This is a genomic window from Chryseobacterium lathyri (genome assembly GCF_003290185.1).
GTDB classification, from domain to species: domain Bacteria; phylum Bacteroidota; class Bacteroidia; order Flavobacteriales; family Weeksellaceae; genus Chryseobacterium; species Chryseobacterium lathyri.
Map to the genome: position 1 here is coordinate 139804 of NZ_QNFY01000013.1, position 26037 is coordinate 165840.

General features: G+C 34.7%; 23 protein-coding genes. 8 read left to right on the forward strand and 15 right to left on the reverse strand.

Annotation, left to right across the window (positions count from 1 at the left end; genetic code table 11):
* Nucleotides 1-108: 108 nt before the first annotated feature.
* The 6 genes from DRF61_RS18025 to DRF61_RS18050 form a co-directional block, all read right to left on the reverse strand.
* Entirely contained in the window at nucleotides 109-2343 is a 2235-nt protein-coding gene (locus DRF61_RS18025; RefSeq protein ID WP_111959607.1) for a reprolysin-like metallopeptidase, read from the reverse strand.
* A gap of 343 nt (nucleotides 2344-2686) precedes the next feature.
* The gene (locus tag DRF61_RS18030; protein WP_111959609.1) at nucleotides 2687-4162 is read right to left on the reverse strand and encodes a hypothetical protein; all 1476 of its coding nucleotides are present in this window, start codon (nucleotides 4160-4162) and stop codon (nucleotides 2687-2689) included.
* A 168-nt stretch (nucleotides 4163-4330) separates the two neighbouring features.
* Nucleotides 4331-5878, reverse strand: coding sequence for a tetratricopeptide repeat protein (locus tag DRF61_RS18035; protein WP_111959612.1), 1548 nt, complete (start codon nucleotides 5876-5878; stop codon nucleotides 4331-4333).
* 378 nt (nucleotides 5879-6256) lie between these two features.
* The gene (locus tag DRF61_RS18040) at nucleotides 6257-6574 is read right to left on the reverse strand and encodes a helix-turn-helix domain-containing protein (protein WP_228452575.1); all 318 of its coding nucleotides are present in this window, start codon (nucleotides 6572-6574) and stop codon (nucleotides 6257-6259) included.
* Nucleotides 6571-6987: a transposase gene (locus DRF61_RS18045; protein ID WP_111959665.1), complete on the reverse strand. Its 417-nt coding sequence runs from the start codon at nucleotides 6985-6987 to the stop codon at nucleotides 6571-6573. The genes DRF61_RS18040 and DRF61_RS18045 overlap by 4 nt, the downstream gene beginning before the upstream one ends.
* A 497-nt stretch (nucleotides 6988-7484) precedes the next feature.
* Nucleotides 7485-8774, reverse strand: a complete 1290-nt coding sequence (locus DRF61_RS18050; RefSeq protein ID WP_167409445.1) for a hypothetical protein — start codon at nucleotides 8772-8774, stop codon at nucleotides 7485-7487.
* 239 nt (nucleotides 8775-9013) lie between these two features.
* Here DRF61_RS18050 and DRF61_RS18055 point away from each other — a divergent pair, with 239 nt between their 5' ends.
* Nucleotides 9014-9196, forward strand: a complete 183-nt coding sequence (locus DRF61_RS18055) for a hypothetical protein (RefSeq protein ID WP_111959618.1) — start codon at nucleotides 9014-9016, stop codon at nucleotides 9194-9196.
* Nucleotides 9197-9816: 620 nt separating this feature from the next.
* Here the strand turns inward: DRF61_RS18055 and DRF61_RS18060 are convergent.
* The 3 genes from DRF61_RS18060 to DRF61_RS18070 all read right to left on the reverse strand — a co-directional run bounded on the left by DRF61_RS18060 (nucleotide 9817) and on the right by DRF61_RS18070 (nucleotide 13636).
* Nucleotides 9817-11157 carry a hypothetical protein gene (locus tag DRF61_RS18060; protein ID WP_111959620.1) on the reverse strand — a complete coding sequence of 447 codons (1341 nt, stop codon included), beginning with the start codon at nucleotides 11155-11157 and terminating at the stop codon, nucleotides 9817-9819.
* Between the two features lie 347 nt (nucleotides 11158-11504).
* Nucleotides 11505-12254: a hypothetical protein gene (locus DRF61_RS18065; protein WP_111959623.1), complete on the reverse strand. Its 750-nt coding sequence runs from the start codon at nucleotides 12252-12254 to the stop codon at nucleotides 11505-11507.
* A 503-nt stretch (nucleotides 12255-12757) separates the two neighbouring features.
* Nucleotides 12758-13636 carry a helix-turn-helix domain-containing protein gene (locus tag DRF61_RS18070; RefSeq protein WP_111959625.1) on the reverse strand — a complete coding sequence of 293 codons (879 nt, stop codon included), beginning with the start codon at nucleotides 13634-13636 and terminating at the stop codon, nucleotides 12758-12760.
* 205 nt (nucleotides 13637-13841) lie between these two features.
* On the opposite strand from DRF61_RS18070, the gene DRF61_RS18075 reads away from it, so the two are divergent.
* From DRF61_RS18075 to DRF61_RS18105, 7 genes are all read left to right on the forward strand, one after another.
* On the forward strand, nucleotides 13842-14630 hold the full coding sequence (locus DRF61_RS18075; protein WP_111959627.1) for a PhzF family phenazine biosynthesis protein: 789 nt from the start codon (nucleotides 13842-13844) through the stop codon (nucleotides 14628-14630).
* Nucleotides 14631-15061: 431 nt separating this feature from the next.
* Nucleotides 15062-16477 (forward strand): aldehyde dehydrogenase family protein, encoded by a 1416-nt coding sequence (locus DRF61_RS18080; RefSeq protein ID WP_111959629.1) that lies wholly within the window; start codon nucleotides 15062-15064, stop codon nucleotides 16475-16477.
* Nucleotides 16478-16531: 54 nt separating this feature from the next.
* Nucleotides 16532-17344 (forward strand): helix-turn-helix domain-containing protein, encoded by an 813-nt coding sequence (locus DRF61_RS18085; protein ID WP_111959667.1) that lies wholly within the window; start codon nucleotides 16532-16534, stop codon nucleotides 17342-17344.
* 662 nt (nucleotides 17345-18006) lie between these two features.
* Complete coding sequence (locus DRF61_RS18090; protein WP_111959631.1) at nucleotides 18007-18882, forward strand: helix-turn-helix domain-containing protein; 876 nt, start codon at nucleotides 18007-18009, stop codon at nucleotides 18880-18882.
* A gap of 594 nt (nucleotides 18883-19476) precedes the next feature.
* The gene (locus DRF61_RS18095) at nucleotides 19477-20289 is read left to right on the forward strand and encodes a hypothetical protein (protein ID WP_111959633.1); all 813 of its coding nucleotides are present in this window, start codon (nucleotides 19477-19479) and stop codon (nucleotides 20287-20289) included.
* 49 nt (nucleotides 20290-20338) lie between these two features.
* Nucleotides 20339-20779, forward strand: coding sequence for a transposase (locus DRF61_RS18100; protein WP_111959635.1), 441 nt, complete (start codon nucleotides 20339-20341; stop codon nucleotides 20777-20779).
* Between the two features lie 18 nt (nucleotides 20780-20797).
* On the forward strand, nucleotides 20798-21154 hold the full coding sequence (locus DRF61_RS18105; RefSeq protein ID WP_111959637.1) for a helix-turn-helix domain-containing protein: 357 nt from the start codon (nucleotides 20798-20800) through the stop codon (nucleotides 21152-21154).
* 4 nt (nucleotides 21155-21158) lie between these two features.
* On the opposite strand, the gene DRF61_RS18110 is transcribed toward DRF61_RS18105, so the two are convergent.
* The 6 genes from DRF61_RS18110 to DRF61_RS18135 form a co-directional block, all read right to left on the reverse strand.
* Nucleotides 21159-21971 carry a helix-turn-helix domain-containing protein gene (locus tag DRF61_RS18110; RefSeq protein ID WP_157963402.1) on the reverse strand — a complete coding sequence of 271 codons (813 nt, stop codon included), beginning with the start codon at nucleotides 21969-21971 and terminating at the stop codon, nucleotides 21159-21161.
* Nucleotides 21972-22361: 390 nt separating this feature from the next.
* Nucleotides 22362-22829: a cupin domain-containing protein gene (locus DRF61_RS18115; RefSeq protein ID WP_111959641.1), complete on the reverse strand. Its 468-nt coding sequence runs from the start codon at nucleotides 22827-22829 to the stop codon at nucleotides 22362-22364.
* Nucleotides 22830-22923: 94 nt separating this feature from the next.
* Nucleotides 22924-23622: a DUF1826 domain-containing protein gene (locus DRF61_RS18120; protein WP_111959643.1), complete on the reverse strand. Its 699-nt coding sequence runs from the start codon at nucleotides 23620-23622 to the stop codon at nucleotides 22924-22926.
* 96 nt (nucleotides 23623-23718) lie between these two features.
* Nucleotides 23719-24291 (reverse strand): Crp/Fnr family transcriptional regulator, encoded by a 573-nt coding sequence (locus DRF61_RS18125; RefSeq protein WP_111959645.1) that lies wholly within the window; start codon nucleotides 24289-24291, stop codon nucleotides 23719-23721.
* A 39-nt stretch (nucleotides 24292-24330) separates the two neighbouring features.
* Complete coding sequence (locus tag DRF61_RS18130) at nucleotides 24331-25344, reverse strand: NAD-dependent epimerase/dehydratase family protein (RefSeq protein ID WP_111959647.1); 1014 nt, start codon at nucleotides 25342-25344, stop codon at nucleotides 24331-24333.
* 189 nt (nucleotides 25345-25533) lie between these two features.
* The gene (locus DRF61_RS18135) at nucleotides 25534-25944 is read right to left on the reverse strand and encodes a hypothetical protein (protein WP_111959649.1); all 411 of its coding nucleotides are present in this window, start codon (nucleotides 25942-25944) and stop codon (nucleotides 25534-25536) included.
* Nucleotides 25945-26037: the final 93 nt, after the last annotated feature.

The following is a 26037-nucleotide window of genomic DNA, read 5'->3' on the forward strand; positions in this document are numbered from 1 at the left end:
AACCGCTGTAAACAAACACTTTCCAAGTTTTGTATCGGAAAGTAAGCATACAAAAGGTTGTTTTCATTGTAAAACAACCTTTTTTTCAATTTATGGATTTAGATATTCTTATTCTTTAACCCATTTTACAGATTTCTCCATATTCTTAGTTTTAATCTTAATCACGTAATCTCCTGTCATTAAGTGAGCTAAATTGAACGTACTGATTTTATCAACCGTTAACATATTATTCAGTTTACTAAATGCCAATCTTCCGCTTACATCATATACCATGATATCATAATTTTCATTAAAATTAGTAAATTTAATATTCAGAAGTCCTTTACTTGGATTAGGATATACTATAAATACATCTTTACTTCCAGTTACTTCACCAACACCTAACGTCTGGGTAATGGTAAAATTAACAGGATTAATATTAAAAAACACATTATCCTGTCCTGAAACCATAATTCTTGCTTGTGATGTATTTACGTTAGGAACCGTAATAGTCTCGGAACCATCATTTGGAGTAGAGGCGATAATAGTGGTAGGATAAGTAAAACCTCCATCTGTTGACAGTAAAATACTTATATTGGCACAGCTTACAGGAGCAGCATTTGTATTGGCTACATTCCATGTTATGGTTTGAGTAGTATTGCTTGTCCAACTTACTGCTGTAGTAGGTGCTGTTACCGTAAATGGTCCAGAATTGGCATCCACAGTAATTTTTGCATCATCATTTGCAACTCCTGCACAGCCTGCATTGTTATCTCTTACCGTCAATCTAAACTCCATTGCTCTTCCGTATGATGGTAAAATCTCGCCTGTGGTTGTCGTATTATTAATAACATCTGTGATCTTTGGAAAATATCTGTAAGGAACTGTTACCGGTACAAATGACCTGAATAGAGGGGCATTTCCAGTCGGTGCATTCCAGTTTCCTGCAGGTCCTACATCATTTTGTTCCCATGAATAGGTAAGTGCATTATTTTGTGCATCTGTTGCAGAACCGGTTAACTTAAATGGGGTGCCTTTAGGAATAATATAATCATTTCCTGCATTTACAACGGGAGCGGTATTAGCAACTGGAGTTGTCACCTGACATGTTGTTGACTGAACCGTTGTGGTTATCGTTTGAAATGATTTGGTGTGAAAAACAGGAATACTATGAAAATCTAGGTCATTTGTGGCTTCACAAATGCCAGCGTAAGCCATGATGGTAATTCCGCTTCCTGGTTCTACTGCATTGTCAGAATCACGATTACCCCCACAGGCACCAGTAAGAGCATTAAAAGTATGTGGACCACCAAACTGATGTCCCACTTCATGGGCAACATAGTCTATATCATAAGGATCTCCGACTGGGTTACCCGAGCCAGTAACTCCACTTCCTTTTTGACCATTCATGCAAATAACTCCTAGACCAGCTAGTCCACCAGCGCCAGTACTAAAAGTATGTCCTACATCATAATTGGCATTTCCTATCAATAAATCAATCTGAGTCTGACTTTCATCAATTAATGTATCGGCATCATTATTTCCGTTAAATGGATCTGTAGAAGCATTTGTAAAGACTACATTTACTTCACTATCCACTAATACTAATCTTGAAGCTACTTCCTGCTCATACACTCCATTCACCCTGTTCACAGAAGTTACAATTGCTGAAAGTGTCTGCGCAACAGTAGGAGTAGTTGTACCCGTTGCTGCTACCGCATATTCTCCTGTACACGCAACAGCAAGCCTGAAAACTCTAATTTGAGTTCCTACGCTTGGAGATGTGGTTTTTTGAGCGTTTTTTTTTTCTAATGGAGTATCGTCTTCATCTTTTACTCCACAAGACCTCGTTTTTTTATCAATTAAATCACTTTTTTTGTAAATGATATAATTGTTGACATCCAGTTTTGCATAAGGATCAATGTATGTATCACCAGCTACCACAGATTTTATCTGCGCATGGAAACCCAATTCTGTAAAATCCAGTTTTATAGTGGCAAACTTATCATCTATCCCCTGCCCTGTAAAGGTAATGATCTGAGGGAACTGACTGGCTAATCCCGGAGCCATTACTGAAGATTTCCAGATTCTGAATTTTGCTTTCGTACCATCAGGCATTGGCAAAACAATAATCGGAGCGTTATCTTTACGATCACTATCTTTCAATTCCGGAACAGAATTAAAATAATTTTTCATTCCTACCACATCCAATGTGTAGGTCAATGACTTTTCCGGCTGTACTGTCCTGTTTTTAGGATCTGCTTTGATGGACCTTTCACTGATTACTGTAAAAAAGTCCTGGGCTTTCCCTGAGGAAATGGATATCACAAATATCCCCAAATAAAATAATTGTTTAATTTTCATAATTCGTTATTTAATTATTATACAGTATTTTGTTAAGTTATAAGATAAATGGATTTTAACAATATACTCCGAAAGTTACTTTTTCTATAAAGGTTTAGTGCTTAACAACTATGCCCTTTCTTATTATTTTATCTACCAATGCTGGTTTCTATTTTAGAGAAGTCCAATCTGAAATATTTAAACCTTTCCATTATCTTCAACTAATTTTTATCCACTTATATGTCTATACATTAAAGCGAGAACCTCTTCAGAATTACTTTTTAAATTTTACAGTACCAGTACAAACATCTCCTTCTTCAATTCCGATAAGCCACAATCTTAAATGCTTTGTGCGTCAAAACTACTACAGAGGTTTATCAAACTGCTGTAATGTTAGAATACCTTTCCCCCAGTTATAATTTTCCCCAACTGCTTTATTCATATTAAATCTTGCAAATGCACCACTTGGGAAATTAGTGCCTGCTCCTATCTCTAAATAACCATGAAGCGAGAATACTATAGCAATTTGACTGGAAGTAGGGTTATCAATAGTTTCCGAATAGATTCCTGATACACAAGAAACTCCGGTTTGAAGAAATTTCCTTGATCCGCTGGGTTCTTCTACTCCTGCTTTTAAAAATCTTATTCCCTGATAAATGTAACCATTTGTATTTAACCTAAGAGCATCTCCAGTAGAATCAGTTAATCCATTAGGTATTGAGTAATTAAAAAGGATCAATGAAGATGTATTTGCGGGAATATATACAGTAAAGGTATTATAACCAATATCAATGTTATTGATGATAGTTGTGGTTGGGTATGATGTATTCAATGCATATAAAGCAGGATTAGGAGCCTGATAACGAAATATTCCTCTTGGAGTATAAGTATTAGGCGGTTGAAGGCTAGTTAAAGGAACTTTTTTACCGGTACCGTCACTTTGTAATACCATTATTCTATCAGTATTATCTACAGATGAAGCATTAGGTACCGCATTGAATTTTACATTTCCATTTACTTCCAGCTTTTGGGCTGGAGCATTGGTTCCTATACCGAGATTTCCCAAGTTGTCTAATACCATTTTAGGGCTGCTCTCATTTCCGTTGATGTAGAATTTCATTTTTGATGCTAAAGTCGTTGGAGAATCTTCTTTTGTTACAGAAATAGCTCCCAATGTCCAAGTACCATTATTAACATAACCATTGAAATTGAGATATCCTACAATTTCCTGAGCAGGAATATTAGTATTGCCATTAACTCTAGTCAAATCAATACTTGCTGGATTACTACCTGTAGAATTGGCCATAATTTGAGCGAAATTAGACTCAAATTTTCCATTTCCTCTTACATCAAGCTTTTGTGCCGGTGTTGAAGTACCAATTCCAACATTTCCGGCATCCTTTATAACAAATTCTGATCCTGCAGCTCTGGCTGAACCCGAAGAGGTTGTTCCAAGCTTAACCATTGTATTGGCGCTATCATCCACAAACGCATCGGGAGTAGGATCCCCGACAGGCGTAATAAGTTTGCTCCATTTACTTGTTGTCTCATCAAAATAGTAGAACCCTATACTATCTATATTTGATCCCTGTCCTGTAGCGCTGCCAGTGGCAATACTATTTACATAAATAAGAGTAGAAGGCTCAACTGAAGTCATATTCACCGCCCTTTGCCTGTCTACACGTGGTATTAGCAATCCGTCTGCTAAAGTGGAAGTTCCGCTCGAATTTTTTGCCATAATGTCAAAAGTCGCTTTTGGAGTTGAAGTGTTAATACCAACTTGTCCATGCATTATGGTGCCAAAAAATATCGCAGCCATAGGTAATAATATTTTTTTCATTTTATAAGAATTTCTGTTACAAAGGAAAATAAACTGGAAATCTCATAAAAAAAACCAGATACGTAAAAAGGATTAATTGCATAAATATCTTATAATCAGAATATTAAATGTATTATATTTTGAAAAAAACAGAAATACTTAATGCTTACGTACTACATAAGTATATCTTTATGTCTTTCTTTTTAACCATAAATAGAGATCTTGATTGGTCTCCAGATTAAGCTTCTTCCGCAACATATATTTTCTGCTTTGCACTGTTCGGTATGATCTAAAAGTATATGATGCTATTTCCTTAGATGGAAAATTAAGGTAAACATATGCCAAAAGTATCAATTCATTGGTGGTAAGGCTACCATTGATCTCTAACAACTTTATACTGAAATCCGGATGTAAAGATTGAAATTTTTCAAAAAAAACAGGACTGTTTTTTTTTGCAGCTTCTATAACTTCATGTAAAGATATTTTTAATTTCTGCTCCAGTTCATTAGTATAAGCTGCCTTTTTAGCTATCTCAAGTTCTTTGATGTTCAGCTTCAAGTCGTTTTGCTTCTTTGATTTCTGAAAAACATAAATAATTATCAATAATAAAATAATTACACCTACCAGCAGCTCTATTTCATAATTAACTTTCCTATTTTCATTTTCGTAAATTTCTTTTTCTCCCTCCAAGATTTCATTGACAATGAAATTGCGATCACGATCCATATTTACATTGATACTATCCTCAAACCGCAGTCCTAAAATTGAATATTTCCTGGCTTTTTCGATGTCATTGCATTTAAAATAGAAATCCCCCAGTTTTTTATATATTATCCCAAGCGAACGCAAATTATCATTACTTGCTTTACTCAATGCTTCCTGGTAGTATTGAATAGCTTTATCATTCCTTTTCCTATACACGTAAAGATCTCCCATTCCAATTAAAGCTTCAATTTCGTACGGATGTTCTTTATTGTTTAGAATTGATAGTGACTTTTGAAGATAATACTCTGCTGAATCTAAATTTTTTTTAAAAAGATAATAGTTTCCCAGTGAGCTATAAGAGCTTCCCACTTCCCTATATGCAATATGCAGAGGAATTCTTCTTAATATCTTTCTTTCTTTTAGCAAATAGGAATATGCAGAATCCTGGAAATTCTGTATATTATACAAATTCGCCATGGTATTATATGTTGTGCTTTGAGTTAAAAGGTCATTATAATTTTTGGTCTTAATTTTTTCAATTTCGCTAACAGCTTTATGGTAGTTTTGAGCTGCTGCAGTATAAAGCCCGAGATCTGTTAAATTATCTCCTATTAATCCATAATTACGGGAGCTTTGCATGAAATCACTTTTTAGATATGAAGTATAGGATTGTGATTTTTTAATATATATATTACTTTTAAGGTATTTTCCGGCAAATGATAAACAGGAAGCAATATAAAAATGACCATAGCATAAGCCTCTTTCATAATTATTTTTTTTTGATTCTGGTATTATTTTTTTCTCTACGATTAAAATAAGTTCTCTATCCTTTCCATTCATGTATAAATCATCAGCAACAACAATTAGAGAATCAATTTTACCGATCGCTTTTTTGTCATTTTTTTGTCCCTTGGCATGTAAACAAGTAACTAATAGTAACAACAAAATTATATGTTTAAAAAATGGAAAAGAACTTGATGAACGCCATTTTTTAGAATAAGAAGAATCCTGAAATTCTTTTGGTTTTGTCATAGAAATATTCGAAATTTTTTACTTGTTTTGTATTATAATGCGAGTATCTTAAATTGTATTTTGATTACAGGAGAAATTATTCCTGGGCCTGCTACAATTGCTGTTCGCTACAAATAAAAATTCACCATCTCATTTAAAAATATAAGCTAAAAATCATACATCTCACATACTATGTAAACGGTCCTGTTAAAACCAGATAAGCTGATATTCTATAAATTAGTCGTTTATTGGTATACAGGGATTACATATAAAAAAGATTTTATACAAAGAATCATGCAGCAATATATTACCCAGCAAAACATCCGGCTAAAAAACGATAATAACCGGATCTTAATAAAAGATATATATTGGTAAGCAGAGCAGCAAGTCTGTTTTAGATTACAATTTATTGTATAGTCTCTTCCATTTTGTAAGAGTATTCCTGCTTAATTTAAAATGGGATGCTACAGTGGTATTACTAAGCTTATTAATTTTCTGATATTGAAGAATTTCCAAAATGGCAGATTCATCATAAGAGCGTAGCTTTTGATTAAAATGATGCAATCCGTTGCTGAAAAGCAAATTGTTTAATTTAATTACATCTAACGAAGATAAAACATCCTTTTTTAAGAGAGCTTTACAGCTTACTTCTCTGTCTGGATATTTTTGTTCAATAAGATCCTCATAAATCTTATTATAATTGGGATACTGTTTCATTTTTGAAATTTTTTTATCCATTTATATAATGTTGTTTTAGGAATTCTATATTCCTCAATGATCTGTGATTTTGTCTTTCTGCCTGATGAAATTTGCTCCAGAATAAAGTCAATCAATTCCTTCGAATAAATTGCTTTTCTAAAAACCGGCAGATGGGTCTTACCCTGTTTAATATTCAGTCCCTTAGGAGGGGAATACAAAATCAGATGCTGAGAGTAGGTCCGAAAAAAATCGTATTCAGTTAACTTAGAAAACCTTAGTAACATATCACAATCAATATTTGCAGATTTATATATTTGCTGTAAATCAGCATCCATAATATTCAAAAAATTACAAACCCGGGATATTTCTATTCCGTTTTCTTTAATCTTTTGTTCTATCATCTGCCCAATGTGGATATTTTTAAAATTCATAAACATATTATAAGGGTATATAGGCAATAAAAATTCTAGATCCGGTGCTGTTTTGTATTGCTGACTTCCGAACCGGATTATATCGTGCTTCTATCAATATGTGCACTTCCAGACTTAAATTACCATAGCCGCTTACATCTAGTTTTTGAATAGAGGAAACAGTATCAACTAGGCAATAAACTAAGGTAGTTAAATGTCTTTTTCATACACAAAGATTTTTGTATGTTAGAGAAATTATATGCCGGAAACTTGAGAATCTGTCTCAAATCTTCGCTCTATCAGAAACTCCGGACTTTGTGAGGGAAAATGACTGAAAAATCTAAATAGAGCAAAGCGTTGGTTGTGTTTTTAGAATCTTTTAATTGTAACTTTTCCGATTTTATTTGCACCTAAAACTCTGGAAGACAAATTTATTCGATTAGATCCAAAAAATCCTTACTGCATTTATACCGTACACCATAAAACACTGATTTTCTGATTGCATAATTGATAAAAAATTAAAAATTCTGAATCCATTTATACAGATCAATATCTCTGGAAAGTTTTAGCTTCTTCCGGAGTCTGTATTTTTTCGATTCAGCAGTTCTAATTGATATATGATCGTAATCAGAAATCTGTTTGTTGGATAAGTCCAGCTTAAGAAATGCACATAATCTCAGATCATTTGGATTAAGATCCGGGTATTTTGAAATAAGGCAATCATAAAAATCAGAATGTGAATCTCTAAACTTAATCATAAAGGAGGGGTCTGATCGTTTAGCTAGCATGATCAGTTCTTCATATGTAGTAGTTAATTTCCGCTTAAGGTTTTCTGATTCTTTTACTTTTTCATTGATCATGGCATCTTTAATCCTTTCCCGGCTTCTGGAAAATTTAAAAACAAAATATACTATAATACTGCCTAAGAAAACAATACTGAGTATGACATACAATAAAACAGAACTGTATCTTTTTTCCTTATCTGCCTGCTCCTTATGCATTCGTTTAATGACCATGTTAATTCCGACATTTTCCTCTCGCTGTAAGCTATCATTTAGAGCAGAGTATTTTGCGAGATATTCACTCTCTTGTTCGGGAAAATTCAGGCCGTTGTACGCCTCAGCAATCAATTTGTAAGATTCCAGTGTGCCTTTACCTAGTTGAGCTTTTGAAGTAATATTTAAAGAACTGAATAAATAGTTTAAAGCTTTATTGTAATTCTTCTTTTCAATATTCAGCTTTCCAAAAGCCCTGAGTACATTAGCCTTACCCTCAATAGGAATTTGCCGGGTAGTGAGAAGCTCATTTGCTTTATTAATGTAAAATTCAGCAGAGTCTATATTATTTAGCTTAAAATGTCTTTCGGCTATGGTAATGAATAGCATAGGCGTTGGAGATTTCATACATTTCCGTTCATTGCTGTAAACAGAGTCCATTAATCCTAAATATTCAAAACTATTTCTTTTCCAATCATAAATACTGTAGAGCCTTTTTTCTTTTTCCTTTCGATCTTTAATCTTATGAGCGAGTACAAAAGCAGTATCAAAGCATTTAATTGCCTGCTCATGCAAGCCCAGAGAATTGTAGTTTTTACCATACACAAAGTACATATATGCTTCGAGAGCATATTCTTTCTTACCTTTCAACTCTTTCTCAGCCATCTCAAGCATTTGAAGGCTCTCCTTATCTTTCTTCATCAGAATCAGCACATTCGCTAAATTAAGACATCCCCGTATCTCGCCGTTTTCATAATTTAACCGCTGACATTCTTTTCGCAGTTTCGTTTCCAGCAAGACGATCTTGTACAACTCCCCATTCTTTAAAAGTTTGCTAAATACGGTGGTTTGCAAACTATCAATTTTCGCAGTAGTAATTTGAGATTTGAAATTACAGATCAGCAAAAGTAGCAGAACAATAAAAATATTTTTAAAAAGGGTCATAGGTACTAGAAGAAAAATTAAGGTAATATTCAAATGATTCGGAAAATGTCATTTTATTCACAGTTACTTCATCGTAAACTGTTATTTTTACAGCACTACAATTTAAAATGGTGAAAGCTTATTTCGCTGTTGGTTTTTCGAATTATAAAAAGCTTCCTAAAGAAATTGAGGCCATCCAGGCTTCTTTAACAAAAGCTATTGGAATCGGAACCGAAGCTCGATATGCGAAAGGCTTGGGAAAGAATCTAATTTATATCAGACATATGAATGCTGATTTCGGGCCTGAGTGATCATAACGTCCTTTATTGCAGTCCTGAAGACCTTTCAGCAAAATTAGATGCCATTGTATCCCAACTTAGTTCTTTCCTGAATTTAAAAGATAATATTTAAAATAGTGTATAGAGATTTAACGTTTTTAATTCAGCTTGTATTTTCAAAGTGGTCGTAAAAAAAATTAGCCATAGATATGTATTACAGATTATTGTTCAGATTTGGGTTTTGTATTGGTAGTTCGGAGTACCATTTGCTAATTATTAGCAGTCCATGCACCACCCGCATTGAATCTTTGACCTGCTATCTTACCTATCACAAATTTGATAAAATTCTCAAATATAATAAAGGAAAAATCTTACATATTTTGGCACTTTTCTGATATTTTAATTGGTATTAAGTTTATTTTAATTCCTATTTATTGTCAAATCAATAAAATAAACAATTAAGGTTGAACGGTTATTTTAAAAGGCGATTTTATAATCGCCTTTTCTGTTAAGTATACTTCATGCCTGCCTGATAGAAAAACACGATACATCAATACAATTACATAGCCATTTTCAATTTGTCAGGACTATATACTTCCAACTATTGCCTATAAATTTAACAGTAATAATTTAGTTTATCTTCATGATAACATTTACAATGCAGTATATATAATATGCATAAATGCATTGCTATGATTATAGTTAGGTGCACCAGGACCTGCTTTGGTCTCACAATAAATAACATCTCCTGCATTAAGCAACTTTACATAAGTCCCGGATAGTATAAAAATATTTCCTGCCTGGGGAGCCCCGCCGAAGGTCCAATTATCAGTACCAGCATGAATATAAAGTCCGTAATTTGGTGGGCTAGAAGCATTTTCCAGCTTTACTCCAGCTACAATATGATATATTCCTCTTTTGGCTACTGTATAGCTGCTATTGGCAAAGTTCCAGGTACCTGCCCCTGCCGTATTGATATTGACCGTCCCCAATATAACTCTGTTAGCAACCCCATTTCCAGGCAGAGTTGCACTACTGGCAGTTTGCTCAGCATTGAAAACATTATTGGGAGTTTTTAAGGTGTTAATAAAGTCGTTACTGGTAATCTGTGAAACAACCCCAGTTCCATCAGAAAGCAACATATTAGAACTTCCGAGCGTGGTTTGTGTCGGTAAAGAGCGAAACCTAGCAGAGCCATTTACATCCAATGTGTTGGTTGGTGTGTCGATAGCAATCCCCACATTACCGTTTGCTGTAATTGACAATCTTGTATTATTACCGGTTTCTAGATGTAAGGGGTGTGATGTTGTTGTTCCCAGCCATACAGCACCTGACCCTATATAAGATTTAAGACTAATTGTTCCATTTGTGTGATGGATACCAAAACTATTATCCGGAGTATTGATCGTTAATTTGGTATCTGGTGCAGTTGTACCAATTCCAACTCTACTATTGGCTGCGTCTACCGAAAAAGTACTTCCGGCTACAGAGAATGCATTAGGCTGATTGGCTGTAAATGCCAGGGTATTGGCTCCCTGTGTTACAATTCTGTTACTGCTAAGTGTACCATCTGCAGTATAAATATTGACAGGAGCTGCGCCTACAGTTCCTCCGTCGGTAGCTCTCCACCCTGCATTACTGTATACAAATTCCAGTGCTTTTCCATTCGGTATGGTAACCCCGTTTAGTGCTGCACCAAACCCACCAGTAGTGTTATTAAAAATTACCAGCCTTTGACCGGCATTGGGAGCAGCCGGAACGGAAATCGAAACTGTTGCGGTAGCACTTCCTGTAAGCTGTGCCTGGCTTGTATTGGCCGGGATATTAGCCGTATTACCTGCAACGCTTATAGCTGTTTCACGGTTGGTAATAGCTCCATTCACATCAAGGGTTGTACCTGGAGTTGTTGTATTAATTCCTACATTGCCTGTTTGTGCAAAAAAAGCCACACTTACTACCGACAATGCGATTGAAAATAAATTTTTTGTGTTCATTTTTTATATTTTTTGTTAAAGGGTACTGTATATTACTGCAGCGGGAAACATCAAAATTGAAATAGATTGAATGTAAGCTCAGGGCGAAAATAGGATATACGGACAGGCTTTCTGCTGAGGCACCATCAGTTTTTATCGCTATAGCAGTAATAGGTAAAAGATTCCTATTTTAGAAATTGAGATCGTATTCCAGACTAATGCCTATATAGATTAAGCAGGTAATCTTCCAGAATCTAACAAAGTGAATTTGTATAGGCAAAATTCTGAGATTATAAAGATTAATCTTGTTCTATTATTTTTAGTATTCCTTAAGGCACCATGTTGATGAATACTCGCCGATATCAATATTACAGAGACTTTTTAAACAACTGTATATTCATATTGGCCTTCCCCCAGTTAAAATTTTCCCCTGTTGCAGCATTCATATTAAATCTTATAATGCAGGGATTGGTAGTAATAGTACCCGAAATAAATTCTAAATATCCATTTAAGGAATAGGTCACTGTAACGTCTGTAAAAGTATTATTCGTAATTTTTTCAGAATAGGAGCTGGAAATTGTAGATACTTTTGCTGACGGATCTGTTCTAAAAAAGGTAAACTTTCTGGATCCCTGAGGCATCTCAATCCCATCTTTCAAAAATCTTATTCCATAATACCATAAATTGTTTGCACAGGTAAAATCACTCCCCATTCCCATAGGAACCGAATAATTAACAATAATTAATGCTTCTGTCCTTGCTGGAATAATTATGGATTGATTCATCTGGATATCAATATCATCAATCTTTGAATTGCCCGAGTACGTACCTGTTATATTCTTATCAACAGGAACAGTAGCTGTCAGGGTATAAATGTCATCCAATGCAAATTTCCCGGGAGGCTGCAGAGAACTTACCGTAACCCTTTTGGCTGTTCCATCTCCCTGTAGCAACATTACTCTGTCCGCATTATCCAGGACATTATTTTCAGGAACATTTCGAAATCGCGCATTGCCATTTACATCCAGGGTTTGAGTTGGTGAGGTTGTATTTATTCCAACCTGTGCTAAAGTTAATCCATAAAAAAGGACTGCTATAGGTAACATCTTTTTTTCCATTGCTTTTAATTTTTCTTATTAAAATATTAGTGTTTTATTAGAAATAGTAATAAATTTTTAAGTACTTGGGAATCACACTTAAATTTGCTGGTAAAATTAGAGCAATTATTTTATGAAGCTTTTACTGCATTTTTACTGCAATGCATAATTAATTGATTTACAGTATTATTTTATAAGAATCAAAAGAAGTTCATATATAATACTTGACAAAAAAATATTATATATGAACTTCTTTTATTTTAAATTAACTATAATAAATTGAAGATAGCATTCAATAGTATCAAAGATAATTGGCAAAGTAGAATAATCTGAAATGGCACCCGATGCCTGCTTTTCTAAGTGTTGGATTATTTATGGTAGTCAAAAAAATAAAACGAGAGAAGTCAGCAGATCAACAATCCTTGTATTAGCCATTACCAAACTACTATAAAACAAGATCTCTATCATCCATAATCCCCTTTATAACAAATTTGGGAGGCAATTAATTGTAATAGAGAAAAGTTCTAAATATTCTGGAACTTTTCTGACATTTTATTTCTATAGTCAAGCGGAGTTAATTTTTCTTTTTTTCTGAATTGCCTTGAAAAGTATGATAAATCCGCAAAACCAAGATGTTCCGATATTTTGCAAATGTTCCAGTCAGTATGAACTAACAATCTTTTAGTCTCCATTAATACACGTTCCCGAATAATATCACCAGCGGTCTTTCCAGTTATATGCTTGGTAACTTCATTCAGACGATGCGGGGTTAAACCGAGCTTCTGGGCATAAAACTCAATTTTTTTTTCATTCAGATAATGGCAGTCAACCAATTCCCGGAACTTTCGAAGCCTTAGACTATTTACATTGTCATAAATATAATCGTGGGTATTGATAATAATACGCTGAATCCTGTTGAGTAAAACAAAAAGTAAATGACTGATAATCATTGCTGATTTTTCAGATAATCTTATTTCATATTCCAACATTTCTATGAGGCGTTTTATCTCATTCACCCTATCATCTGTTAATTTAACGAATGGCTGTATACTACTGTTATGAAGAAAACTGAGGGAAAGAAGTTTATCCTTATTATTTGAGGTCAGCAACAAAAACTCTTCGGTAAAAGTAATACTGTAACCCTTCACATTTTTTGTCGTTGACATCTGATGAAGCTGGCCAGGTGAAATAAAAAATAAAGTATTGGGCCCAATTTCTGTTTGGTGATAATCAACCCTATTGACAGCACTGCCTGAAGTAAGCCACAGTATCTCATAAAAACTATGTTTATGAGGCCATTGTAGATCAGGAGGGCGATTAAGATCCTCAAATCTTTCAAACATGAATTCATTATCTATAGATTTCTCAGACTTAAAATCTTCAATATTATAAATTTTAAACATAGGATGTTGATCAAATAATGAGTTCGATAACTTACAATTTTTGCAAGACACCTCAAAATATTCAAATCAAAAAAGCAAAATTTTGCATTGAAATTTTTAGAAGGTTAAATACCATCGATGTTGAGCTTCATGTTTTATATAAACTCAATTGGGTTCAGGTTCAGGAAATAAATTATCTTTGTTATAGACCTAAATTTTGTCTATCATGAAGTTAGAATTATATCAAATAGATGCTTTTACAGAAGAGATCTTCCATGGGAACCCTGCCTGTGTTGTCCCATTAAAAAACTGGTTACCTGATGAGATACTTTTAAAAATAGCCAGTGAAAATGCTGTGGCAGAAACAGCTTTCTTTATTGATAATGGCGATACTATTCATCTGAGATGGTTTACCCCTGAAATAGAAATGGACCTGTGCGGGCATGCTACTCTTGCCACGGCTCATTGCTTAGTTTCCATCTTAAACCATCAGAGTAACAGAATGGTTTTTCAAACTAAAAGCGGTGAATTAACAGTCGAAGTAAAAGATGGATTTTATTATATGGATTTCCCGTCAAGAATGCCTGAAGTATCTGCTCTTCCGGATATTATCACCCAATCTCTCAATATCCAGCCTAAGGAAGTCTTCAAATCAAGAGACTATGTTCTGGTATACGAATCTGAGGAAGACATAAAAAAAATCAAAATTGAAAGATCTGTTTTTGACCTTATCAATCTGGATCCGGGAGGCGTTATTGTAACAGCAGCAGGTACTGACAGTGATTTTGTTTCAAGATATTTTACGCCGCAGTCGTCTATTCTTGAAGATCCTGTAACCGGCTCTGCACACTGCTCGCTTATTCCTTTCTGGTCATCAAGATTAGGAAAAGATAAGCTTTTCGCCCGCCAGCTATCGGAAAGAGGCGGCCAGCTCTATTGTGAAAACAAAAATGAAAGAGTGGTTGTGGCAGGTAAAGCCAGAACCTATTCTGTGGGACATTTATGGATAGAATAATGTTATTCTGATCAGGCTGTATAGTCTAACAACTCAAACATAAGGGCGAGAAAGGACTTAGTCATTCACTTTTAATTTGACTCAAAGGAACCCGGTCTTATAAGAAGTGCTTAGATAAGCCCTATCTTGTTGACCAAAAACCAAATGGCGCCGCTTTTAGATAAGCGGCGCCATTTTTAATAGTAATCAAATTAGTCCCGGTTAACGATCTTACAGGGTTGTCAGGGGCATTAGATTAGGGAAACGTAAATGTAACATATGAATTAGAATGAACTTACAATGACCATTGTTTTTAGAACCAATGTATTGGAGGCAAGATAATCCTTATCTCTGCTTTTATGGCCTGAGCTTTTTTACAAAGTTAATTTGAGCTTTTCTACAAAGTTCAAGTTAAGTCATCATTCTAAATTTGTATCATTAAAGTCAACAAAATGAAAATAGTAAATAAAATTTACATCAACGGTATGTTTGTTACTCCACACGGGGCAGAAATTTTTGATGTGATCAATCCATCTAATAATCAAAAGATCGGAGAAGTCACATTAGCTGATGAAATAGATGCGAAAAATGCAATCGCAGCGGCAAAAGTTGCATTCAAAAGCTTTTCTAAATCTACAGTTGCTAAACGTATTGATTATTTGAGAAAATTAAGAACTGCAGTCGAAAAAAGACAACAGGATTTTATTGATATCATGATTGAAGAATATGGTGGTACACGCCAATTCGTTACGATGAGCAGTAGGCATATCGGAGCTTGGTTCGACAGTATGATAGAAGTGCTTCAGACGTACAAATTTGAAGAAACCATCAATTCTTCATTCGTGAAATTACAACCTGTTGGTGTAGTCGGAATCATTACACCCTGGAATTCCAGCAACAGCTCCATCTGCAGCAAAGTTGCTACAGCGATTGCAGCAGGATGTACCGTTGTAATCAAACCTAGCGAGATAAGCAGTCTGCAGACTCAGGTTTTGATGGAAGCATTTCATGATGCCGGCTTGCCGGAGGGGATCATCAACTTCGTGACAGGCCTGGGAAATGTGGTTGGCACAGAATTGACCAGTAACCCGGACGTTTCTAAAATTTCATTCACAGGTTCTACAGCAGTCGGGAAACTAATTGCAAAAATTGCTGTCGATACAATGAAACGTGTCACTTTGGAATTGGGTGGGAAGTCTCCGAACATTATTCTTGAGGATGCAGATTTGGAAAACACCATTCCAATGGCAGTTTATGGAGCTTATATGAACAGTGGGCAAGCTTGTATTGCACCGACAAGACTTTTGGTACCTGCAAATAAACTGGATAAAGTAAATGCCATTGCAAAAGCTACTGTTGACAAAATCATTGTTAATTTACCTCAGAATGAGGATACTCATATTGGCCCGATGGTCAGTGTGAAACAGTTTGACAGAGTTCAAAGTTATATTAAATTAGGTTTGGAAGAAGGCGCTGTATTACTTGCCGGCGGCGAAGGAAAACCTGAAGGACTAGAAGAGGGAAACTTTGTAAAAGCTACAATTTTCACCAACGTCAACAATAAAATGAGAATTGCTCAGGAAGAGATTTTTGGTCCGGTTTTATCCATCATCCCTTATAAAACAGAAGATGAAGCAATTGAAATTGCAAATGATTCACCTTACGGATTGGCTGCTTATATTAGTTCAGCAGATCCAGAAAGAGCAATGCGTGTTGCTTCTCAAATTGATGCTGGAAGAATTTGTATCAATGGTTTCAATCATGATCCATTGGTTCCTTTTGGTGGTTTTAAACAATCAGGAATCGGAAGAGAATACGGTACCTATGGTTTGGAAGCTTACCTTGAACCAAAAGCAATTCTGAAATAATAATTTGTAAATTTGATAAAGCATTACGCAATAGTAATGCTTTTATTTTTCGATATGAACAACAGATTACAAACTAAGGATATTGTTTATTCCTGTTATCACAAACTGAATAGGAAAGGCGAAAATTTTGTTCCGAAACATACTCTTTCGTATCAGATTTCGGGTAGTTTTATGTTGTCAGATAGTAATGGCACTTATGCCGCAAATCCAGGAGATTTTAATCTTATCAGAAAAAATCAGTTAGTAAAGTTTGTTAAAATTCCACCTGAAAACGGTGTTTTTGAAAGTATGAATATCTATTTGAATGATGAGGATTTAATAAACTTTTCGAAAGAATATAATCTTCATACTGAACATTCGGTTACGGCAAAGTCTCTTATTCCTATCGAAGTCAATGCTGTACTTCAGAATTTTATGATTTCTTTACAGACACTTCTGGAAAGTAACCTGAAAAATCAGTCTCTGATTGACCTGAAAATAAAAGAACTTCTTTTAATTTTATTGCAAGCCCAGCCTGAACTGAAAAATATCCTTTTTGATTTTTCCGAACCTTTTAAAATTGATCTGGAAGCCTTTATGAATCAAAACTATAGATACAATGTTAATCTCAAACGTTTTGCTTATCTCACAGGAAGAAGTCTTGCTACATTTAAACGTGATTTTGAAAAAATATTTCAGTCTTCACCGCATAAATGGATTATGCAAAAACGTCTGAATGAAGCTCATTTTTTGATAAAAGAAGAAGGTAAATCCGCGTCTGATATTTTTGTTGATCTGGGTTTTGAGGACCTTTCACATTTTTCTTATACATTTAAAAAACAGTTTGGGTACAGTCCTACAAAAATTGAGAGAGGTATCAGTACTTAAACTCCTTATTTTTTTCTGATGTTATTGGTAATATTCACTTGTTTTGCATTATGATTTCTATTTAAAATTGATTCACCTCACTATTGATCGGAAGTAAAGATTCAATTTTCTTACCAGCTCGTTGGCTAGTTGATATTTTCTAGATCGCAAAGATAGTAACTGAAATCTTGATACTTATGAAGTTTTCCTCGAACGACAAATCAGTTGAATTTGTCCCCAGTTAAGTATGGAAATAAAGATCATAAGGGGGAAAATGTATCTTAATTTTCTACCAATTAGAGAAACATATTAACTTTTTAAATATTTAAAGAGAAAATTTTATTTCTTCAATTCGCATATTTACCTTTTTTATACGTTTTTTTATCGAAATGATTTCATTTTGAGGAATTATTTTTGTAGCAGTACTCAAAAAGAGTTGTATAGGTTTAAAATAATTGAGGACTTAAGAGATTCTAGATATTTTTTTATCATTTGTGTTTAAACTGCATCGGTATAGGTGCAGTTTTTTTTGAATACACATTGTAGTTGTGGCAGGAATTTTTATTACAAATATTCCTTCATAATACATTAGTTTGGCAGGTATCCGATTAAGTTTTTAAATATGAATATAAAAAACTGTAATATACCAGCATTAATCATTTCGTTTAAATAAAATATGAATTATGGAAGAATTTCTAATCGAGCCCTTTCTCAATGCTGATAATGGTGTTTCTTATATCAACACCAAAAGCATATCGGAGTTGCTATTACTACGGTCTTCCGAGCTATTCCAGCCACATAGAACGGAATTTAATGTCATCTATCTTTTCGACGAAGGCGAGGGGAAGCATACCATAGATTTTACTACCATTGATATAGAACAAAAGTATATGCTTTTTGTTACTCAAAATCAAGTGACTCAATTTCATGAGCCTGCCAATTACAAGGGGAGGGTGTTAATTTTTACTGAAGACTTTTTTTGTACAAATAATTTATGCCAGACCCAGTTTTTTGGACAATCAGATTTATTTAATGATCCATTAAATTTACCGTATTTTGATGTAAGGGAAAGATTTGATGAGATTTCCGCCTTATTCAGCTTTATAAATGATGAACTTAAGAGACCCTATCATGAAGCTCAGTCTGCTATTTTAAATAATTACTTATTCAATATCCTTTTAATTGCAGAAAACTTATCAGAGTATAAAGATAGAAAGCTCGATGTTTCCAAGAACAAGCTGTTACTGTCAAAATTCAAGTCTATGGTTAATAAAAATATCCACCAAAGGCATACATTAGAATTTTATGTTGAAAATTTAAATGTGAGTTTGCGAACACTTCAAATTGCTTTTCTAGAGGAAGAAAAACAAACCCCAAAACAATGGCTGATCAACAGGATGATTCTGGAAATCAAAAGAAATCTCTGTTACCAGGATAAAAGTATAAGTGAAATCGCATATAAGCTGGGCTTTAAAGAGGTAACCAATTTTATTAAGTTTTTTAAATCCAAAACAGACTTAACTCCATCTCAATTTAGATCCCTTTCAGTAAAAAAATAATTCCTTTATAAGCTTAATATGGTCAGATCATAAGGCTTGATTTCTTAAACAAATTAGATTTTAATGAAGTAAAAACCACACCTTTTATTATATTAGGTGTGGTAACAACACAAATGATGAAAAAAAAAATTATTTTTAAAAAGCCAAATCAGCCAGCCAAAGCTTAAGCTGAATTATATTTTTTCATGAATACAAATTAAAATCTTTTTTATCCAAAACTATTGATATATAAGCGCATAAAAATGATCAAATTAATTAGTTGGATGGTGATATTCTGAAAAAGGATAGCTATTATATTTTAGCAAGACAAAACGGCAAAGTTTGGACTCTTATTCAAGGTCTATAGTTTTTAAACGATAATTACTTCAGAGGAATAATCTTCTTATTCTTTATTCATAGCGATAACAACGTCATTATTACTTTAAAAAGATATAGCTGTTTTCGGAAATATCATCAATTAGATTTCCGAAAATGGGTAGATATTCGTTTGTATGCCTGTGATTTTGTGTTGACTTTTACATTGTTAATGCTAGAGCATTTTTTAGGCTCTGTGAGCATTAATAACTAGTAATTTTTACAAATCTAATATATATCATGAAAAAAAACTCATTATTAGCATTCACTGTAGGCATAACATCAGTATTTTATGCACAGGTGGGGGTGAATACCGCAAATCCTTCTGCAACGATGGATATTGTAGGAAATCCAACTATAACTACTTCAATTGATGGACTGTTACCTCCAAGAATTACAGGAGATCAATTAAAAGCAAAAGATTCTGTGTACGGTAATGTTCAAAATGGGGCTATAGTGTATGTTACAGCGCCCGTTGGGACGCCAACACCCAAAACAATGCAAGTCACAGCATCAGGCTATTACTATTATGATGCCCCTAACAATGTCTGGGCAGCCTTGAATGGTAATAAAGAGGCAGGCGGAACGGGAACAGCACTTTTTGCAAGTAAAAATGGTGCTTGGTCGCTAATAAATTTAGGCATTTCCGGGACAAGCTGGAATAAAATAAGCCTTACATCAACAGACACTAAAACAGGAGTTTCTACGCTTCTCAACAATGGAGTTTATACAGCTCCGAAAACAGGACTTTATGATGTGAAGTATGAGGTCCAGTTGGCGGGTGGTGTTGATTTAAGTGTGTTAGGGGGTAAAAGGTTAGGTATCCTGAAAAATGGCAATACTGTATTTGAACAGAAAATTATTGATGCTGTCCGTGTATCTATTCTTAGTGTCACACTTGCTTCGGTACCTGTTACTTCCACTACTCTTGGAGCTATTGTTCCGCTGAATGCTGGTGAGACAATCACATTTGCTGTTGAAACTGGAAACGTTAATTTATCATTACTCACCGATAGTAAAGTGTCAGTATCTGTATATAAAGTTTCTGACTAGTATCCATCGTTGAACTTAAAAGACTTTGCCTGATGATTGGCAATAGGGCATGAATTATAAGAAAATACATATCGGGAAATTAATTGATTTAAAAGTCATGGAATCAGGACTTAAAACAAGCCATATCTGCAGGTTTTTCAAATGTGACATGAACGAAATCAACAAAATGTATGAAGCTGAAACTTTGGATGCAGAGATCCTTCTCAGCTGGTGCAAGCTTTTAAAGTACGATTTTTTCAGGGTTTACACTCAGCACCTGATATTATATTCTCCTAAAGCAAAGGCTCGTCTCAGCAGTGAAGATGACGAGGTGAAAAAGCCAGCAAGGACAGAATTGCATAAAAATCTGTATACAGTGGAAATAATAGCATTTATCATGGAGAAGATTTCTTCCGGAGAAATGACAAAATTACAAATTATAAATAGGTACGGAATCCCAAAGACAACCCTGTATAAATGGATATCTAAATATGAAAGTACAGAAGCTTAAATCAATAAAGATAATGATATGGAGAAGAATCTTACGCCAAACTATAAGCTGATCTTTTTAGATATACTTGAACAAAAATTTCCGGACAGAAAAGATGTCTGTATGCCGATTTTAAGTAAAAATGAGCTATCTCAATTCGATATAATTGAGCTGAATCAAAAAATTTTTGGAGGTATTGATAAGGACACATTCACTTTGAATCAAAAACACAAAGCATATAATAAACACAGTATTTCAAAGATTTTAAATTACCAAATTAAAAACGATTTAAGTAATATGCGAACTGCTTCAATCTTTAAATTAAGCCGGAATACGATAACCAAGTGGAAAAAAAAATATACCCACTTGATTTCAGTTACTGAAAGCTGCAATTAGTTTATTATTCGGAAACCGATTTATCATATTTATTTTCAAAGTATAAGGATGGAGGGAGACCTGTAATTTCTTTAAAAGTTTTGGTGAACGAAGAAGCCGTGGCAAAGCCGGTCACTTCTGCAAGATAGCTTATCTTATATTTTTTATAAGAAATATCATTGTCCATCTTGCTGATTATATAATTTATCCTGAGAGTATTAATATAGGTCTTAAAGCTGTCAGATTTATATTTTTTAATAATTGCAGATAAATATTTTACATTCGTTCCAAACTCTGTAGCAAGATTGCCAAGGGTAACCCCCTTTTTTGTAAACATGTTATTATCTTCAAAATTATTTAGCTTTTCAAGGATCAACAGTTCAGTACTGCTACTAATTGAATTTGGTAATTTGGCATCGGGTATTTCTGTGGGGCTTATTTCTGTGCTTTTTTCAGGCAAATAAATGTCTGAATTGTTATTTGTATTTGGTTTTATTCTGATGAATATGATTAAACCAATAATTATCGTTATTGAAGCGGCTAAACATAAAATCAAAATTTTAATCTGTGTTGGATTCCCAATTGGCCTGAGGCATCCTTTGCAATCCTTAACCATTAAATTGAGCTCCTTCATCTTTTGGCTGCATATGCAAGCTATATCACTTCCTTCTGTTTTTGATTTATTGCTCCCTAACACTAGAAACATAGGGTTAACAGTAAATATCTTTAAAAATTCTTGAAGCTTTGGATGTGACCATGATTTTGTTTGGTTATTTACATGTGTACAATTGTAAATTTCAGAAGAGATATTTAAATTTTTTTTCTTTTCAACCTCCATTGTACAGGAAATGAAGATATAAGATATGAGATAAAAAACGGAACTCATAATGATTGTGGGAATACCTATCAATATATTTTTTTTAAAACGATGTTATCATGAAAACACAATAATATGGCAAATAATCTCGCGTCAGTTATCAATTTCCGAAAAAAAATGATAATTATTTTCAATAAAGAAAACCTTTTGCCTTCAGGCGAGAAGCGAAGATAAAATGGAATAAGAGATGATCCGGAGATACAAAAAATGTTAATCATATCATACTTAATAAATATCAATCCTCTAACTGATCAAAAGCAGCATCCTTTCAACAGGACTCTGTGAACGCAAGGCAAACCCTTTCCAATATTTTACAGCTTAGTTGAGAAGGATGTTAAGCTTTATTCTTTATTAAGGATTATTAGTCGTAATAACAAACATAACCAAAGGTTCATCTCCGATGTTTTCAATAGAATGATAGCCTATGGAACTGATGGCTGTAATATCTCCTTTTTGAAGTATTTTTTTTCGCTCCGGTCCCTGAGTTCCGGTTCTTTCACGATACTCTCCGGCTCCATGCACAACAATATATAGTTCTTCTTCATTTTTTTCATTGTGGGTATGAAACCCGGATTCATCACCTGTATTTAATAGAACCATATAAGCACCCAGACGATTATTGGTCAGCTCATTCTGATCGAACATTTGGATCATGTATACAGTTCCGTTTCCGCCATACATTTTTTCACGTTTATCTATGCGTATAATGCTTCGCTCTTCCTTTTCAAAGGCCATTACATAAAGGTGGATGTATTTTGAAACCTCCTGTATAACGTGATCGAATTCCGCTCCTTCAGATAATATAACTGTATCAGCCATGTGAGTTAGATATTGATTTAAAATAATGTACATCAATTTACCAAAAATTATACAGGAATGCAAGCAAAACAGCTTTTATTGAAAAATCAACCATTTAGCAAATCAGCAACAGCCTATACTCACCATCCCTTTCAACAGGAGCCCTATGAATACAAGGCAGGACTTGCTGCCCCGGATGATCTACTGCCAATTTCCAAAGATGCCCTGATCCTAAATTTATGGGTTGGGCATTGGACTTGGGCTGATAATGCAGATCGAAGAAACAGTCTTTCAGGAACATTTCGAATTCTGTTTCCGGACCGTCATGTAATTCTTTAAGCTTTTCCCGGATTTCCGGAATCAGGATTTTTTGTGTAGCCTGATCATTAGGTAAGATATCACTTGCAGCACCATGGTAGGTACATAAAAAAGTTTGGGTACCAACAGGCGAGCGGTCCACATGATACGAATATACATCGGTTGAAATAAAATCGAACTCCTCATCTCGCTCGTAACTTTTGAGTAAATTAAGGGAAGGGGAGGCTCCGAAATCAGCTAATTGCTTTAAATCACTCAAGATAATTTCCCTTGCAGCATTCCCTTCTTCTGATAGCTGCAGTGCTAAAAGATCTTCAATGGAAACTTCCGTAATATTCTCTTTTAATTGAAGTTGAGACACAATTTCTTTAAAATCACCGTCTAAATTTCTGTCCCAGCAAACTGCATTCATCGCTCCCTGAAAATTGGTATTTATAAGCTCAGAAAAAGTAGAAACTACTCCAATTTGATTGTGGTCAGAAAATTTTAGATTCATAATAAGTTGCTTAATGTTCTGCAAAAATAAGGATTAGGCTATAAGATAATGAAAGCCAATACCAGATATTATTTGGATTTTATGACAGAAATTATTTTATATTAGTTTCCTGCGGATACGGCTCAGGCTTTCAGGCTTCATTCCCAGGAAAGAAGCAATATAGCTAATAGGCACATTATGCAGGATTCCCGGATAATTTTCAATAAGTTTCCTGTAGCGTTTTTCTCCGGAAAGAGTGGCGAGCTCAGTGGATCGGGTTTCATTATAGACAATAGATTTTTGAAAAACTTCTATGCTGAAATCTTTCATAGCTTCACTTTTTGAAGTTAAAGAATCAAGATCCGTCCTGGTGATTCGTAGGAGCTCACATTCAGTGATGCATTCAACATTTTCATTAGATTTTGTTGCATTTATGAAATTAAAATAGGAGGTGAAAAATCCCGGAGGACAATTGATGTGCGTTGTTACCTCATCTCCATTTTCGTTATAATGGAACAGGCGTAGATAGCCTGATATGATATAATACAGGTATTCCGGTACTTTTCCCGCTTCTTCAATAATACGGTTTTTAGGAAAAAGTACCGGTTCAAAATATTGAAAAATCAAATCCTTATCCATTTGGGAAAGAGGATGTCCGGACTGGATAAAATCAATTAATTTCTGCTGCATCGTACCTTACAGATGGTTATAAATTCAAATTTACAACAACTATTTCAATAGCTCTTTATGCTCCATTAAATAAAGTAGTGCTTCCTTTACTGCCTGTTCCGGACTTTTGGGGTTGAATCCCAATTCTTTTCTGGATTTTGTAATGTCAAAATCTTGCTGCAAACCCGAAAACATCGCAATATCCTTGCGGGTCAGAACAGGTGGCTTTTTCTGTATTTTAGCAGTAAGCTCCATAATTCCGGCAATAGTAAATAAAATAGCTTTAGGCACTGAACCGGGAATTTTGATCTTTAGCTCAGGAAATAATGTATTGGCTAAGATAGTAGTGTCTGTAATGGTCATACACTTCTCATTGGCAAGGATATAGCGTTCTCCGTCACGGCCATTCTGTGCAGCCAGGTAACAACCTTCTGCAACATCTTTTACATCGATCCAGTTCAGGGTTATTTTAGTATCTACCGGGATTTCTTTATTGAGAATGAGCTTTAAAACTCCATAAGAAACGTTCAGCGGTAAAAAAGCCTCACTTCCGATCATTGCTGAAGGCATCACGGATACTATTTCTATTCCCAGTTTCCTGGCCAGTTCAAATGCCAGCTTTTCGCCGTCGTTTTTAGAATTGTAATACATATCCCTGCGGTCAGGATTGTAGCCGTAACTTTCTTTGGTAGGGAGTTTTGTATAATCTAATGCCGCTATAGAACTTACATAAACAATACGTTTTACGCCTGCTTCTGCTGCTGCTTCAATCGTATTTTTTGTTCCCTGAATATTCACATCATAAATTTCTGTTTTAGGATCCTGTGCCCACAGCTTGAAAGATGCTCCCACTGCATAAAATGTCTCTACTCCCTGTAAAGCTTTGATAAAAGACGATTTGTCGGTGATATCTGCCTGTACCACCTCGCAGTCCAATCCTGTAAATGGTGCTTTATTATTAATATTTCTTACGCTGGCTCTTACAGGAACTCCTTTATTGATCAGGAATCTTACCAGGTTATTTCCTAAATGTCCGTTGGCCCCGGAAACTAAGGCCAGATTTTTCTGTATCATAATTGCTTATTTTAATGACACAAAGTTCCTATAACCATTTGCGAATGCACTTGACTTTTGTTAGATAATGTTCAGACGGTTTCTGCGATAAAAATATAAAGCCATCTCAATAATGAGACGGCTTCATCTGTTTTGTATATGATGTCATTAAATGAATAGCTGACAGCTTAATACCATGAGCCAATTGTTTTATCCTGCTTTGCACATAGCATCCCAGGTTGTCCAGAAATGGGCATTAATAGCTCCGGGAGCAGGGTTGGTGCTGTCAGCAACAATACCTACCATGGAGGCGCAGTTCGAATTGCAGCCTATTTCATTGTAACTTCCTGCCTGAGGCGGAATTTGGCGCCATGTACCGGTAGAACCGCTTAATAATTCTACTTTAATTTCAAAAATACCCGAAAGATTTGGGGTCTGAATTTGTTTCGTCGGAGCTTCACTGGAAATCGAATCGCTCCAGTTACCCTGTGAGAATGTAACGCGCCATGTGGAAATCATTTTGGATGTATCGTTCTGAGGTGAAAGATAAACCCAGAATTGTGCGCCTCCACCCAATTGAAGCTGGCCGGCAGAGTTGGCATTGATGTTTGTAGTGTCCATATTGAATTTATTTTGTTGGTTATTTTTTTATTAACTGTTCTGTATTCCAAAGTAACAAAGAAGAATACAGCTGTTTTAGAGTACAAATGACCA

Excerpts from the sequence above, each read along its gene's own strand:
- DRF61_RS18045 (WP_111959665.1), bottom strand. The coding sequence starts at position 6,987 with ATGAATTTTAAAAATATCCACATTGGGCAGATGATAGAACAAAAGATT.
- DRF61_RS18105 (WP_111959637.1), top strand. The coding sequence starts at position 20,798 with ATGGAGAAGAATCTTACGCCAAACTATAAGCTGATCTTTTTAGATATA.
- DRF61_RS18040 (WP_228452575.1), bottom strand. The coding sequence starts at position 6,574 with ATGAAACAGTATCCCAATTATAATAAGATTTATGAGGATCTTATTGAA.
- DRF61_RS18060 (WP_111959620.1), bottom strand. The coding sequence starts at position 11,157 with ATGAACACAAAAAATTTATTTTCAATCGCATTGTCGGTAGTAAGTGTG.
- DRF61_RS18030 (WP_111959609.1), bottom strand. The coding sequence starts at position 4,162 with ATGAAAAAAATATTATTACCTATGGCTGCGATATTTTTTGGCACCATA.
- DRF61_RS18055 (WP_111959618.1), top strand. The coding sequence starts at position 9,014 with ATGGTGAAAGCTTATTTCGCTGTTGGTTTTTCGAATTATAAAAAGCTT.
- DRF61_RS18080 (WP_111959629.1), top strand. The coding sequence starts at position 15,062 with ATGAAAATAGTAAATAAAATTTACATCAACGGTATGTTTGTTACTCCA.
- DRF61_RS18135 (WP_111959649.1), bottom strand. The coding sequence starts at position 25,944 with ATGGACACTACAAACATCAATGCCAACTCTGCCGGCCAGCTTCAATTG.
- DRF61_RS18085 (WP_111959667.1), top strand. The coding sequence starts at position 16,532 with ATGAACAACAGATTACAAACTAAGGATATTGTTTATTCCTGTTATCAC.
- DRF61_RS18070 (WP_111959625.1), bottom strand. The coding sequence starts at position 13,636 with ATGTTTAAAATTTATAATATTGAAGATTTTAAGTCTGAGAAATCTATA.
- DRF61_RS18035 (WP_111959612.1), bottom strand. The coding sequence starts at position 5,878 with ATGACAAAACCAAAAGAATTTCAGGATTCTTCTTATTCTAAAAAATGG.
- DRF61_RS18120 (WP_111959643.1), bottom strand. The coding sequence starts at position 23,622 with ATGAATCTAAAATTTTCTGACCACAATCAAATTGGAGTAGTTTCTACT.
- DRF61_RS18100 (WP_111959635.1), top strand. The coding sequence starts at position 20,339 with ATGAATTATAAGAAAATACATATCGGGAAATTAATTGATTTAAAAGTC.
- DRF61_RS18095 (WP_111959633.1), top strand. The coding sequence starts at position 19,477 with ATGAAAAAAAACTCATTATTAGCATTCACTGTAGGCATAACATCAGTA.
- DRF61_RS18110 (WP_157963402.1), bottom strand. The coding sequence starts at position 21,971 with ATGGAGGTTGAAAAGAAAAAAAATTTAAATATCTCTTCTGAAATTTAC.
- DRF61_RS18025 (WP_111959607.1), bottom strand. The coding sequence starts at position 2,343 with ATGAAAATTAAACAATTATTTTATTTGGGGATATTTGTGATATCCATT.
- DRF61_RS18075 (WP_111959627.1), top strand. The coding sequence starts at position 13,842 with ATGAAGTTAGAATTATATCAAATAGATGCTTTTACAGAAGAGATCTTC.
- DRF61_RS18090 (WP_111959631.1), top strand. The coding sequence starts at position 18,007 with ATGGAAGAATTTCTAATCGAGCCCTTTCTCAATGCTGATAATGGTGTT.
- DRF61_RS18115 (WP_111959641.1), bottom strand. The coding sequence starts at position 22,829 with ATGGCTGATACAGTTATATTATCTGAAGGAGCGGAATTCGATCACGTT.
- DRF61_RS18130 (WP_111959647.1), bottom strand. The coding sequence starts at position 25,344 with ATGATACAGAAAAATCTGGCCTTAGTTTCCGGGGCCAACGGACATTTA.
- DRF61_RS18125 (WP_111959645.1), bottom strand. The coding sequence starts at position 24,291 with ATGCAGCAGAAATTAATTGATTTTATCCAGTCCGGACATCCTCTTTCC.
- DRF61_RS18065 (WP_111959623.1), bottom strand. The coding sequence starts at position 12,254 with ATGGAAAAAAAGATGTTACCTATAGCAGTCCTTTTTTATGGATTAACT.